This window comes from Amphritea sp. (assembly GCF_048266285.1).
Lineage (GTDB): Bacteria > Pseudomonadota > Gammaproteobacteria > Pseudomonadales > Balneatricaceae > Amphritea.
Genome location: NZ_JBLWZV010000001.1, coordinates 189429 through 202546, shown reverse-complemented (window position 1 = coordinate 202546; position 13118 = coordinate 189429). Strand labels below are relative to the sequence as shown.

Sequence of the window (13118 nt, the reverse complement as noted above, 5' to 3'; positions counted from 1 at the left end):
ATCTTTACATGAAGAGACAAAAACGTGATCGTTCTTCAGTACTTTTCAACCGTGGCTTTACAGCCGGACTCGTGGGTAAATCTAAAGACGAGTGCCCAGTCACTCTGGGTGAGCTCCGTAACCACTGGTTAAGTGGTTGGCGCGAGGGCCGTGAAGCACATTGGGATGGTCAGTCGGGTGTCTCGGCTATACATATAAATCCATCTTTACATTAAGCCACCATATTAATGCTAAGGCATATAAACTGAGAAAGGCTCGCTAGGAGCCTTTCTTTTTGTTTACACCACAGGCGATTGACCACTTAAGAAAAAGCTATGCATCATCTCACTCAAAATAACCTAACTGAGATCTAGAACCCTAGTTCAGATAGCTCTTTTATAGCGTCACAGCATCAAGCTCGGCGATCGCTTTAACCGATTCCGCAATCAATTCAGGGCCGCGATAAATAAAACCGGTATACACCTGCACCAATGAAGCACCCGCTTCAATCTTCTCCGCCGCATCAAAACCATTGGTAATACCACCAACACCGATAATCGGCAATGCGCCACCCAGTTCACGAGACAGTATACGGATCGCTTTGGTCGCCGCATTACGCACCGGCACGCCACTTAAACCTCCCGCTTCTTGTGCCACCGCAGAGTCTTCAACACCGGCTCGCGAAAGCGTCGTATTGGTCGCAATCACTCCATCCATTTCATAAGATTTAAGCGCTGCAGCCACCAGCACGAACTCTTCTTCACTCATATCAGGTGCAATCTTAACCGCAACCGGAACATACTTCCCATGCAATAAGGCAAGCCGGGCTTGCTCGGTTTTAAGCGCTGCCAACAACTCATTAAGCGAATCACCAAACTGAAGGGAGCGCAGCCCCGGCGTATTTGGCGAGGAGACATTAACTGTAATATAGGTTGCTTTATCGTACACTTTACGCATACAGATCAGATAATCATCGATGGCATTTTCCACCGGGGTATCGAAATTTTTACCGATATTAATCCCGAGAATACCGTTATAACGGCTCTTCTCAATATTTTTCAGCAGCGTATCAACACCCTGATTATTAAACCCCATCCGGTTTATGATCGCTTGGTGCTCAGGGATACGGAACAGTCTTGGTTGAGGATTACCCGGCTGAGGCCGTGGCGTAACAGTGCCCACCTCAACAAAACCAAACCCCAATGACGCCATACCGTCAATCGCAATGCCGTTTTTATCCAGCCCTGCCGCCAGTCCCACCGGATTTGGGAATTGAATTCCCATCACTTCAACCGGTTGACTGAGTGTTTTAACACGAAAAAGTGAATTTAATCCGACACTGGCCATCAGGTTGAGACTGTTCAGAGACAGGTCATGGGCCGTTTCAGGGTCGAGCTTAAACAACAGAGATCGGGCAGCTTGATAGAGCATGGAATTCCACAAGTCAATTTAAAGTGCGGGCATTATATGCAAAGTCGCCGGCACTGTAAAAAAATCAGAGCTTTTCTATGGCACTGAATTTACCAGAATCACTAAAAGAGATGCGAAAACTCCCCTGAATGCCATTATGAAGCAGATAAGGCTGCAACAATGATGATGGAAACCGCACCCGTCGGCCATCACGGCTTCTGGCCACCACATCCTTTACCTCTTGCCGATAGTGGGCGAGGTATTGTTCGGCAGTTAAACTGATATCGACGATGATAGATTGCATATACTCAGCGCTTAAGACCAGCTCTGCGGCCTCGTTATGGTTTGATAGCTATTTACGGTTAGCCTGCATCGGCGATCGGTTTTACACCGAGATCCACCATAACCCAGTCACAGGACAATGAAGGCACTCGGTGATTTAGCCTGCAGCTAGACCATTCAGGATTCTGAATATAGCAAAAACAATGGCTTATAAAACCCCAAAAGATATCTTTTAGAGCTATTTTTCAGTTATGCTACGATGCGTTGTAATAGCGGTCGCGAGACCGTCTATAGGCCGCTGTAGCCCGTCACATGACTCTTGGAGCCGGATAGTCAACCGGAGATAAAGCCACTTATGTCACACTTGCTTCACCATACCCGTTTACTCTTTGCCGGACTCATCGCCTGCTTATCTTTTCCGGCATATGCCCAACTGAATGTTTATCCTGATCGCTTCGCCATTGCGGAAGGGGAAACCATTCTGCTGACGGTTGAAGTCGACCAACGCACCGCTAGCCGGCCTGACTTTTCGCCACTCACACAAGATTTTCATTTTCTCGGCAGCAAGCAGATGACAGTGTCTAGCTACGCCAATGGTGCAAACCAAAACACCACACGCTGGAAAATCCTACTACGTCCTCGCCGGGCTGGGGATATACAAATTCCCGCGCTACACATGAACAACCAATATAGCGAACCGCAACTGATCAGTGTTGAGGGTTCTAGCGGGGCCGCGGCACTGGTTAGCCATGATGATTATCTCGAAAGCTCCGTTAACAGTCATGAGGTCTACCAAAACAGTCAACTGCTCTACAGCACCCGATTGTTTCACCTTAATGATCTTCCACCAATGTCCACACTGTCAGCCCCCGTGGTGCCGGGCACTAAGATCATTCCACTCGGCGACCAACAACACTACAGTCGCCAAATGAAGGGCCAGACCTATCAGGTGACGGAGCAAAGTTATGCCTTATTCCCGGAAAAAACCGGCCAACTGACGATTCCCGGTGCAATTTTCAGTGCCGGCCCTGGGGCACCCGAACTCAATACCGAACCGATGGCGATCGATGTCTTTCCCCCTGTAGCGCAGCAAAAACGTGGCTATTGGCTGCCAACCACCAGATTAGACCTTGAAGAACTGACCAGCGGTGCTGTAAACACCCTGACGCTGGGTGAAAGCCAGGTGCGTACATTTAGAATCAGTGCCGAGGGCTTACTGGCCGATCAACTGCCGGCCATTATGCCGCTGCGTAATGAACTGGCACAAATTCGTGTCGAGGATGTTAGCCTAGAACAAAAAGTCACGCCGAGTGGCATTATCAGTAGTCGAACCGAAACCGTACACATCACCCCAACCGAGCGTGGCGAAGTCACCCTCCCCGAGATTGCAATTCCTTGGTGGAATATCAATCAAGATAGTAGTGCAACCGCCCGCTTACCCCTGCGAATTTTAAACGTTACGCCAGCGACGCCAGCCTCTCAGGCCGTTGTCTTAAACAGCAATGACAAGCCCGCCGATCCCCCCGAACCAAGTCTCGATCCAGAGACAGAAAAAAATGCACAGTTGTTGGTATGGTTATTGGCGGCAATCGCAATCATTTCCTCCCTTGGCTGGTTATATAGCTATGCCTCTCAACGCCGTAAGAAGTTTGATATCGGTGAGCAAGACAAAGGATCAACAGCACAGAAACCGCAAGTGCCGCCATCGCCGCAGGCACAAAAATCCCGCGGGAAGCAGGAAACTAATCGGGACAAATTGAATAAAATGCTACAGGCCGAGCAAAAAGCATTTAACCTCGCCATTGAGGCCTGCTACAACGATCAACCGCTGGAAGCTCGGCTATTAATTCTCGAGTGGGCTAGACTGTTCTGGCCCCACAACCGCTTTAATGACAGTCTCGATTTAAGTGATCTAAAAAAGAGTAAAACACTCGAGCTCTTATTAATCGATATGGAAAGTTATATTAGCGGCTCTGAGTCCGGCCAGTGGTCCGGCGACCTATTAGCCAAAGCCCTCGAGCATATCCGCTCATAACAACTAAACAAAATCCGACGCTATTCGCTGTATTTAATGCCCCTTAATGTGGTTTATCAATAATCTGCTTCAAAGCGGCGGACAGTTTAGGGTAGGCAAATTGATAACCCGCGTCGAGCAGACGCTGGGGGTAAACCCGCTGCCCCTTAACCAATAGATCACTGCCCTGACCCAGCAATAACTGAATCACAAAAGCAGGCACTCTAAACCAAGCGGGGCGAGATAGTGCTGCCGCCAGTTGATCACTAAAGACGGCATTCGTCACCGCCTCTGGTGAGGTAAGGTTGAAGGCCCCGTTAAACTGATCATGGGTTAACAACAGACAGATGCTCTCTATTTGATCATCCATATGGATCCAAGACATCCACTGACTGCCCTGCGCGACAGGCCCTCCTAGCCCAAGCTTAAACGCCGGTAACATTTTCGCTAATGCGCCACCGTCTCCCAATACAATTCCGGTTCTCAGTAAACACACTCGAACGCCCTGCGTCTGGGCCTTAAGCGCTTCCGCTTCCCAGCGTTGACATAATTGATGGGTGAAATCATCAACCACCTCTCCCTGTTCATCCAGTTGCAGTCCGTCACTGCGGCACCCATAGTAACCAATAGCAGAGCCACTGATCATCACATCAGGTTTATGTTCCAGCCGGCTAATCAAGCCGTTTATTTGAGCGGTCAGATCAACACGACTATCGACGAGAGTCTTTTTATGTGCTTCGCTCCAGCGCTTATCGGCAATTCCCGCACCGGCAAGGTTAATAATGCCATCAAGCCTCTCGTCACATAACAACTGATCAAGGTGAGTAATGACCTGTACCCGATCACCGAACAGCCCACGTGCTTTTGCTGCATCACGGGTCAAAATGATCAACGCATGTCCATCCTCAAGCAAACGCGGTACGAGATGGCTACCGATAAAACCGGTAGCGCCACTGATAAGAACCTTCATGCAGATCTCCTTTAAGGCATTGCAATCAATGCAGTCTGTCTTTATAACCATAGTCCAGTGATAATCAACAGGAAAAATTATGTTCACCGGTATCGTTCAGGGCACGGCTACAGTTGTTACGGCAATCATTAAAGACCAGTTTATGCAGCTCACACTGACCTTTCCCCACTCTCATTGCGACAACCTACAAACCGGCGCCAGCATCGCCATTAATGGCACCTGCTTAACCATTACGGCGTTTAACGATAATCAGATCCAATTCGACCTTATTATGGAGACCTTAAGAGTCACCAACCTAGGCAAACTCAAAGCTGGCGACCGGGTGAATTTTGAGCGAGCCGCCCGTATCGGCGATGAAATCGGCGGACACCAGCTATCGGGTCATGTCCATGGGCAAGCGACCATTGTCGACATTGAGCAACCGGCGGATAATCGCATCGTTTGGTTTGAAGCCCCCGCCGAAATCATCAAATACATTTTACCCAAAGGCTTTGTCGCCCTGAATGGCTGCAGCCTTACCATCGGCGAAGTCGAGGCAAACCGTTTCAACGTCTTTCTGATTCCCGAAACACTCTCAGTGACGCTGTTTGGCCAAGCCGCGGTAGGCGACCCCATCAATTTAGAAGTGGACAGTCAAACGCAAGCCGTGGTTGATACGGTTGAGCGCTATATGCAATCGTCTAACCAATAGACGCGAACCACATGCGACTCGATATGAATACAACGTTAGCCTCTCAGAAGATAAAATAGCCTTACCCATTGCGTTAGCTAAACAGCGATCTACAATAGCCGCTTTATTTCTGTACTCAGAGGCTTCATTGATGGAAACCCGCAATATCCGTGCTGATCTAACGCTACTGCTCGTCGCTGCTATCTGGGGACTCGCTTTTGTTGCACAACGGATGGGCATGGACCATCTCGGCCCCTTTAGCTTTAACGGTGCTCGCTTTCTGCTAGGCGCCATATCATTACTACCATTACTGCTGATATTTCGCCCGAGTGCGGCACCAACCGCCCCCCGGGCGATGCTCAAAGGCAGTATTACCGCGGGTCTTTTTCTGTTTCTCGGGGCCTCATTACAGCAAGTTGGACTACTCTGGACATCCGCTGGGAATGCCGGTTTTATCACCGGGCTCTACATCATTATCGTCCCCATCATTGGTCTCTTTCTCGGTCATGTTACCCGCATTAATACCTGGCTCGGTGGGTTATTAGCGGTGATGGGGCTCTATTTTCTCACCGTAACGCAAACCGGTGGCGACAGCCTCGATATCAACACCGGCGACCTGTTAGTCTTGGGTAGTGCCTTCTTCTGGGCTGCGCATGTGGTGGTAATTGGCAAGTTAGCCAGTCAGCTCGACAACCTGCGACTCGCCATCATCCAATTTTTTATCTGTGCACTGCTGAGCTTTTTGATCGCCCTTATCTTCGAGATGGATAGTCTCAACCTCACCAACCTGTTACTAGCATGGCAGCCGATCGCTTATGCAGGACTATTATCCGTTGGTGTTGCCTACACCTTGCAGGTAGTAGCACAACGCCATGCTCCGGCGTCCCACGCGGCAATTATTATGAGCTTAGAAGCGGTGTTTGCGATAATCGGCGGTTGGTGGTTATTGAATGAAGCCTTTAGTCAGCGAGCCATGATCGGCTGCGGTTTGATGTTATTGGGGATGATCATCTCTCAGCTCAACCTGTTCCGACATCGTAGCCCGGTGGCTCATAGCGAAGCGAGCTAATACGCCACCGAGCGAGGCGCTAGTCAACGACGATCACAACCGGCCCGATGCCTTCACCGTTAAGTACTGATTGATTAAAGCCACCGGCAGCTGCTTAGCCAGCAGATCGAGAGGCATTGCACCTTGATGCCGTAAGGTCTCATGGTGCTGCTGTCGGCTGTCAAGGTACTGCTGCACTCCATGAAAACGCAGCGCTGAATCGAGATCAGAAACTCGCGTAGCTTGTGCCTTATCGAGCACCTGTTCACGCAGATCAGCCACCACCACTAGGTGGCGGCGAGACAGTAAGCGCACCGCCGTCGCAAGATCATCACTGTCTTCATCACGGGTATTGGTGACCAATACGATCAACGCTCGTCGACGCTGTAGCGGCATCAGTTCCCGCGCCGCTTCAAGATAGTCAGCCGCTTCCATCGTCGCTTCAAGATCATAGCTACCGGCAATCATTTGGCGAACAACGGCGCTACCTTTGACCGGCGGAAACCACCGCTTGACACCACCAAAGGTATGAAAACCCACCGCATCGCCCTGCTGGGCCGCCACATAGGCCAGCAGCAACATCGCATTCAAAGCTTCATCGAGATGTCCACTCTCCTCTTCACGGTGACGCATACGCCGACCACAATCCAACATAAAAACAATCTGCTGATCCCGCTCATCCTGGTATTCACGGGAGATTAGCTTGTGATAGCGGGAGGTCGCCTTCCAATCGATTTGACGCAGTGCATCCCCGGCGCGATATTCCCGTAACTGATGAAAGTCGTTACCTTCACCACGGCGTAATCGATGCTTTATACCCAACTGGCTCAGTTGATGATCGGTCGCCAATAAGGTGTATTGGCTAACGGCTCTAAAATTAGGATAAACCTTAACGCTATCCGGCAGTGCCACATGCTGCTTACGCTGCCACAATCCCAGCGGTGATACGGTAACCAGATCGATACCGCTAAAGTCACCATCCCCGCGTCGATCTGGTTTAATACGGTAAACCGCTTTAGCGCCCCGTTGCGCCGGCAGTGTGAGTGTTAGCGGCAAGCCCTCGACACCATAATCAGCCGGGTGATGGTCATGCAATGTTAGCTGCTGCGCTCGCTGAGTGAGATTAGTTAATCGCAGCGTGACCTTACTCCATACGCCTACCGGAATACTGCCCTTTAACTCTCGCGTGACCTGCGCAGTCGGCTCTCGTCGATGTAACAACAAATCCAGTAACAATAAGGTGCTCGCCGCCGCCACGATCACATTACGCAGCCCTGCCAACGCAGGCCAGAATGCAGCACAGACCGCTACGACCAATAGCAGTGCGGCCAGCATCACCGTCCGGCGGGATGGGATCATACTCGTGGAGCCTGCACATTACTGAGGATGTCGTTTAACACATCATCGACCTTATAGCCCTCAATCTCCAAATCGGCACTGAGCTTAATGCGATGACGCAATACCGCCGGCGCAACCGCCTTGATATCGTCGGGCGTAACGAAGCTTCGCCCGGATAACACCGCATTCGCTCGACCCGCCCGCAATAATGCAATGCTGCCACGAGGGCCGCTACCAGATTCAATACCACTCCAGTCTCGGGTGGCACGAACAATATTCACCGCATAACCCAAAATCTGCTCATCCACCGCTAATGTGGAGGTATAGCGTTGAAGATTAAGAATCTCCGCAGGGGTTAACACCTCTTCAATCTGTGACACATCGAGCTTATCGGCGACTGAACCGGCGGTAATCTGCTTCACCATCTCCAGCTCTTCCAACCTATCGGGGAAATCGATAAATACCTTGAGTAGAAACCGATCGAGCTGAGCCTGGGGCAACGGGTAGGTGCCTTCCTGCTCAATCGGGTTTTGCGTCGCCAACACCAAAAAGGGCAACTGCAAGCCATAGGTCTGCCCTTCGATCGTAACCTGCTGTTCTTGCATCACTTCTAACAATGAAGATTGCGTTTTTGCCGGTGCCCGGTTGATCTCATCAGCCAGTAAGAAGTTACAGAATACAGGCCCTTTGCGTACTCGGAAGGAATCACTTTTGCGATCAAACATAATATGACCACTGATATCGCTGGGCATCAAATCCGGCGTAAACTGTACCCGATTGAATACTCCGCCCACTGCCGCAGCTAAACTGCGCACCAACAACGTTTTACCTAAGCCAGGCACACCCTCCACCAGCACATGACCACCGGCCAATAGCGCAACCGTGGTATCACGAATCACCTGACGCTGCCCGATGACCGCTTTACCGATCTCCTGCTCCAACTGCCCGAGCTTGCGCAGCACCTTGTCTGACAGTTGCTCCTGCCCCTGCAAATCGCTCATCTTAACTCCCGCTGTTTTAAACCACTGGCCAGTTGCTGCAATACCAGTGTCGCTTTAATAAAATCCTGATCTTTGACAATATCCTGATAGAGGCTACGCTCGACCGCTGCGCCGGCCATACCGGTTTTCTCGCCAATCCACTGTGCCCGCTGCTGGTTATCCATGCTATTCAAGCTTGGATGGCGCTTACGCCAAGCCTGCTCAATTGCGTTACGATTATGTTCAAACAGACTGTCAGCCTTATCGATACGCCAAGCATAATCAGCCGTAGCATCGATGTGCTCCAATAGGTTGCGCCGCTGCTCTTTATGTAAATTAAGCGGTGGACCGGTATATAAAAACAAACGCCAGCCCATGCACAGCAACAGCACAGCCAATGTCATGATTACAAAGGGTATTTTCTGCCATAACAGCTGGGGCAACGCCGGTGTATCATTACCATATTGCAACCACACCTTATGACGCCCGCCGACCAGTTGACCGAGTAAATAGGCATGATCGAATAACCCGATGCGTTCGTTGGTAAATAGATCAAGATCACTGAGTACAATGACGCGCCCCAGACCGGTTTCAAACAGTAGATACTGAGTGCCGTCGACACCAAACTGCTGAGATGCCCAGTGGTCACGATCCTGAAGGTATCGATTACGTCGAAAACTCGCCTCTATCGGTTCAGCTTCACCAGTGAACAACAACCGAATGGTTTGATAACCACCATCACTGGCTGCTTCGCTTTCGCTACCCGGTTGGCCAGCGTGTAAGATGTCCATTTCTGTCTCGATCTCGTCCACAGGCTCATCGATACTGCCGGACACCATCACCACACCAAGATCCGACAGAAAGTCATCACGGTTAGAGCCGTCACCAGTAAAATAAGGAGGGGTTACAATCAGTACACCACCGGCCTCTAACCATGTATTTAACCGCTCCCGCTGCTCATCCGAAAGATCCGTTTGCATCCGCCGCACCAACAGTGCATCACTAGGTGGCGGTAAGTTCGAGATTAAATCCCGGGCGCGAAAACTCTCTGCCTGATACCCCAGCGTTTGTAGAAATCGTTCCGCCGCCAAAAAAGGGTTGCGCTGCGCCGCCGGCGATACGTCCACCCGCTGTGACTGGGTCTGCCGCTGGTAGTTGTTAAAAAACCATTGGCCATACCACGCGAGGCACAGTAGCAACACGACGCCTAAGCCCCACAACACAAGGCGATTAGTCTTCGACACGGCCGTAGACCTCCTGCCAATGTTCACAAAGCGCTAACACAGGCGCTTCAGCGGGGGCTATATGCCCATAAGCCATGCGCAACCAATGCTCGGTCAACTGATTAAAGTATTCCGCTTCTAACTCACTGCGATAAGTTCGAACCAATATTTCACACTCACCCTCAGTGGCACTATCCGGTATATCGATATGCGCTCGAGTCACTAGATACACCAACGCACCGCGATATAGTAAGCTCAACGCTTCACGGTATTCCCCTTGCGTTATCAGTCGATGGGCATCAACGGCAGGATCTGACGGCAACGCCTCCGGTCGCAGATCTAAACCAAACAGTTCTACCGGTAAGGTTTTATCGGCACCTGAGGACTGGCGCTGAAATGCTCGTAACCATTGGCGATTATTAACCACTTTATAGAGTAGAAAAACACTCAGTAAAATCCCCGCAATCCAGATAAGAATTTTGCCCACTGCCGCAATAGCATCATAGGAATCCTCTGCACCGTTAAAAAAACCCGCCAGCCACTCAATAAAAGCATTAGGGTCTGAGCTTTCTTCAGCTTCGTTGGGTTGACCAATATACTGCCAGTATTGGGTTTCTTCTATCCGGCCAAAGGCCTCATCCTGCAGCACTTGCTCAATTAACGGTTTAGCATCGGCGGCATTTACTGATTGGGCTGCATCGGCAGGCGAACTGGTGAGTGGCGACAGGCACACGAAGACTGCGATTAGTAACAGGGTTTTACCGCGACGCAAACCTACTGACGCCGCTTTAATACGCTCACCGGTACGGCGAAAGCTGATCTCAATATCCCAAGCTTCTAACTCACTGCGACGGTTAAGATAGAGGGCAAACCCTGCCGCTACATAAAAGGGGGCAATAATCGACATACAGAGCAAACCACCGAACCACTGCAACCAGTCGCCAACACTACCTGGGGCCAATAGCAAATCGCTAAAACTAGCCCAGCGTAAATCCTCCGGTATCAGCAAGTAGACCCCAGTCATAAAGGCGACCTCCAATACCGTCTCAAGATGAATACCCACCACCGTCAACCAAGTTGCCGCATGCTGATTCCGGGACAAGACCCGTATCCGCTGACGCCGAGCTTTTCCCTGCAACCCTTCAAGTAACGCAACCGGCAGCGTAAATGAACGGGAAGGATTAAGACGACGCAAAGTAAGATTAAGCAGCAGTTGCGGCCGAACAACCGCCCACCACTGTCGTAATACAACTTTAACCGGTAGCGATTCACCAAATACTGCGCGACTCAACCAAAACATGAGTGGCGGTTCGTATAATGGTTTAAACCACCAGATCAATAACATCAGTAACCAGAACTGGTCATATAAAAAGAAAAACAGGCAGAGCCCTACCGGCACGGCGGTACTGATCCAAAGTAACCAAAGCGGCATAAACCATCGACGGGCTAGCGCAAAGCCAAGATCGATCGCCTCCCAAGGAGTTCGCCGACGCAGGGATATTTCGAGTTTATCGAGCTCCACTCGCCCCCCGGCCTGCATAGACAAAATAAACAATCATGGTTATCCAGAGAATCAGCGAAGCTACATACTTAATCCCATTAGGCAGGCTACTCGCCGACCAGAACGCCTCAATAAAAGCCGCTGCCAACAACATCAGCCCCGCCCCCATCACCAAGGGTATGGCGCGGCCCGCCTGCAACCGAATAGCATCGAGGCGACGATAACGACCGGGGCAGATCACCCCTCGACCGACCATCAAACCCGCCGCTCCACTGATAACAATCGCCGTCAGCTCCAATGCCGAATGCCCGCTGACAAAGGGCCAAAATGTCTCGGTATACCCAAGACCAGTGAGATAGCCCGCCACACCACCGATCACCAGACCGTTATAAAACAATGTAAACACCGTACCAATACCGGCCAAAATGCCCATGGCAAAGGTACGAAAGCCGATACCGATATTGTTATAAATGTAAAAACCAAACATAGCGAAATCAGATTCTGCGCTGCGCTCAAAAGTTCGACCTAGATGAGCATTGTCGGGCCGATACATCTCTTCCATTTTGCTCACTTCAGCCTCACTCATCAGGCTGTAGATAAAGCTATCGTCATAGATGCAATATCCCCCCACCAACATCCCCGGCAGCAAAAACAGTGATAACGCCACCCAGAAGTATCCACGATTCAATCTCAGGCTCACGGGGAAGTCACGCCCCAGAAAGGTCAGCAAACGCCATAACCAAGCCCCTCGGCGGGTATAGAGTTGTTGATGTCCACGCAGCACAAGGCGGTGTAAAAACTCGACTAACTGAGGGCTATAACGACGCGTCTTAGATAACGCATAATGATTACACAGTTGGCGATACAGTTGGGGCAGGTCAGCGGGCAACTCAGCCTTGCGGCGTAAACGAAAGGATTCCAGCTGATTCAGTTGCTCATCTAGCCGTTGCCAAAGCGGCTGATAACGCGCTTCGAACTGCTCCTGCTTCATCGACTGCCCCGAGTTAGCCAAGCTGCATAAGCTAAAATCTCTTGCACAGCACCCGCGCATCGCTTACCGGTCACCGGGAAAAGTAAACTCGCTAACTCAATCTGCCGTTCCCGACTCAATTGCGGGCAACGCTCGGCAAAACGAATAAGCTCGCGTTGTTCATCGACACTCAAATCTACCGGCGGACGGCGCCGCTCCGTTTCTGGTAACTGAACCCGCGGCGAGGCGGTCTCACGATAGATAACTAAGGTGCCGGCAGCCAAATCACCAAGACGCTGAAATTGACGATTCAGCAACATTGACAATAGACCTGCGGCATAGAGAAAGGGTAAGAAGTCCGCTGCGCGTAAAAGATTGCGAATCAGAGAAGAGGAGAATGTTACCGGGGTGCCATTATCCTGAATCACCACCAGCCCCATGGCTTTTTTACCCGGCGAAGCACCGTTATATAACTCAAACAACACCGGGTAGAACCACTCGATCAGGAAGAACAATATCAACATCAGCGAAGTACCCACACCACCGAAAAAGGCGAAAACGCCCGCTACCAAGCCATACAGAATGACCCGGATTAGCATATCGATACTCCAGGCACAGGCTCTTACTACAGGCCCCGCTAAGCGTAGCTCGAGTAAGATGCCTTCCGGCGTTTCATGTTCTCTGACGGTATCAGTCAGGGGCACTGGGTTACGCACAAGCGTCAATTTCACGC

At 50.8% G+C, this 13118-nt stretch carries 13 protein-coding genes; 4 read left to right on the top strand and 9 right to left on the bottom strand.

The window, feature by feature from the left end:
• The first annotated feature begins 8 nt into the window (after positions 1–8).
• The gene (gene rmf / locus ACN0T0_RS00940) at positions 9–215 is read left to right on the top strand and encodes a ribosome modulation factor (RefSeq protein WP_417222174.1); all 207 of its coding nucleotides are present in this window, start codon (positions 9–11) and stop codon (positions 213–215) included.
• Positions 216–375: 160 nt separating this feature from the next.
• Here the strand turns inward: rmf and ACN0T0_RS00935 are convergent, their stop codons facing one another.
• Positions 376–1410, bottom strand: coding sequence for a quinone-dependent dihydroorotate dehydrogenase (locus ACN0T0_RS00935; RefSeq protein ID WP_417222171.1), 1035 nt, complete (start codon positions 1408–1410; stop codon positions 376–378).
• A gap of 64 nt (positions 1411–1474) precedes the next feature.
• Complete coding sequence (locus ACN0T0_RS00930; protein WP_417222170.1) at positions 1475–1693, bottom strand: DUF2835 domain-containing protein; 219 nt, start codon at positions 1691–1693, stop codon at positions 1475–1477.
• 333 nt (positions 1694–2026) lie between these two features.
• Between ACN0T0_RS00930 and ACN0T0_RS00925 the strand changes: the two genes are divergently transcribed.
• On the top strand, positions 2027–3706 hold the full coding sequence (locus tag ACN0T0_RS00925) for a BatD family protein (RefSeq protein ID WP_417222168.1): 1680 nt from the start codon (positions 2027–2029) through the stop codon (positions 3704–3706).
• A 43-nt stretch (positions 3707–3749) separates the two neighbouring features.
• Here ACN0T0_RS00925 and ACN0T0_RS00920 read toward each other — a convergent pair whose 3' ends face one another.
• Entirely contained in the window at positions 3750–4655 is a 906-nt protein-coding gene (locus tag ACN0T0_RS00920) for a TIGR01777 family oxidoreductase (RefSeq protein WP_417222165.1), read from the bottom strand.
• 79 nt (positions 4656–4734) lie between these two features.
• On the opposite strand from ACN0T0_RS00920, the gene ACN0T0_RS00915 reads away from it, so the two are divergent.
• Positions 4735–5346, top strand: a complete 612-nt coding sequence (locus ACN0T0_RS00915) for a riboflavin synthase subunit alpha (protein ID WP_417222162.1) — start codon at positions 4735–4737, stop codon at positions 5344–5346.
• Between the two features lie 130 nt (positions 5347–5476).
• Positions 5477–6394, top strand: a complete 918-nt coding sequence (locus ACN0T0_RS00910) for a DMT family transporter (RefSeq protein WP_417222160.1) — start codon at positions 5477–5479, stop codon at positions 6392–6394.
• A 33-nt stretch (positions 6395–6427) separates the two neighbouring features.
• On the opposite strand, the gene ACN0T0_RS00905 is transcribed toward ACN0T0_RS00910, so the two are convergent.
• The 6 genes from ACN0T0_RS00905 to ACN0T0_RS00880 are packed head-to-tail and all read right to left on the bottom strand — an operon-like array spanning position 6428 to position 13116.
• The gene (locus tag ACN0T0_RS00905; protein WP_417222158.1) at positions 6428–7732 is read right to left on the bottom strand and encodes a DUF58 domain-containing protein; all 1305 of its coding nucleotides are present in this window, start codon (positions 7730–7732) and stop codon (positions 6428–6430) included.
• Entirely contained in the window at positions 7729–8712 is a 984-nt protein-coding gene (locus tag ACN0T0_RS00900) for an AAA family ATPase (RefSeq protein ID WP_417222157.1), read from the bottom strand. Before ACN0T0_RS00900 ends, ACN0T0_RS00905 begins: the two co-directional genes overlap by 4 nt.
• Positions 8709–9935, bottom strand: a complete 1227-nt coding sequence (locus tag ACN0T0_RS00895; RefSeq protein ID WP_417222156.1) for a DUF4350 domain-containing protein — start codon at positions 9933–9935, stop codon at positions 8709–8711. The genes ACN0T0_RS00900 and ACN0T0_RS00895 overlap by 4 nt, the downstream gene beginning before the upstream one ends.
• The gene (locus ACN0T0_RS00890) at positions 9922–11469 is read right to left on the bottom strand and encodes a hypothetical protein (protein WP_417222155.1); all 1548 of its coding nucleotides are present in this window, start codon (positions 11467–11469) and stop codon (positions 9922–9924) included. The genes ACN0T0_RS00895 and ACN0T0_RS00890 overlap by 14 nt, the downstream gene beginning before the upstream one ends.
• Entirely contained in the window at positions 11423–12406 is a 984-nt protein-coding gene (locus ACN0T0_RS00885; RefSeq protein WP_417222154.1) for a stage II sporulation protein M, read from the bottom strand. The genes ACN0T0_RS00890 and ACN0T0_RS00885 overlap by 47 nt, the downstream gene beginning before the upstream one ends.
• Positions 12403–13116, bottom strand: coding sequence for an RDD family protein (locus ACN0T0_RS00880; RefSeq protein WP_417222153.1), 714 nt, complete (start codon positions 13114–13116; stop codon positions 12403–12405). The genes ACN0T0_RS00885 and ACN0T0_RS00880 overlap by 4 nt, the downstream gene beginning before the upstream one ends.
• Positions 13117–13118 lie beyond the last annotated feature (2 nt).

Coding starts and splice junctions, on each gene's coding strand:
- rmf (WP_417222174.1), top strand. CDS start 9: ATGAAGAGACAAAAACGTGATCGTTCTTCAGTACTTTTCAACCGTGGC.
- ACN0T0_RS00935 (WP_417222171.1), bottom strand. CDS start 1,410: ATGCTCTATCAAGCTGCCCGATCTCTGTTGTTTAAGCTCGACCCTGAA.
- ACN0T0_RS00930 (WP_417222170.1), bottom strand. CDS start 1,693: ATGCAATCTATCATCGTCGATATCAGTTTAACTGCCGAACAATACCTC.
- ACN0T0_RS00925 (WP_417222168.1), top strand. CDS start 2,027: ATGTCACACTTGCTTCACCATACCCGTTTACTCTTTGCCGGACTCATC.
- ACN0T0_RS00920 (WP_417222165.1), bottom strand. CDS start 4,655: ATGAAGGTTCTTATCAGTGGCGCTACCGGTTTTATCGGTAGCCATCTC.
- ACN0T0_RS00915 (WP_417222162.1), top strand. CDS start 4,735: ATGTTCACCGGTATCGTTCAGGGCACGGCTACAGTTGTTACGGCAATC.
- ACN0T0_RS00910 (WP_417222160.1), top strand. CDS start 5,477: ATGGAAACCCGCAATATCCGTGCTGATCTAACGCTACTGCTCGTCGCT.
- ACN0T0_RS00905 (WP_417222158.1), bottom strand. CDS start 7,732: ATGATCCCATCCCGCCGGACGGTGATGCTGGCCGCACTGCTATTGGTC.
- ACN0T0_RS00900 (WP_417222157.1), bottom strand. CDS start 8,712: ATGAGCGATTTGCAGGGGCAGGAGCAACTGTCAGACAAGGTGCTGCGC.
- ACN0T0_RS00885 (WP_417222154.1), bottom strand. CDS start 12,406: ATGAAGCAGGAGCAGTTCGAAGCGCGTTATCAGCCGCTTTGGCAACGG.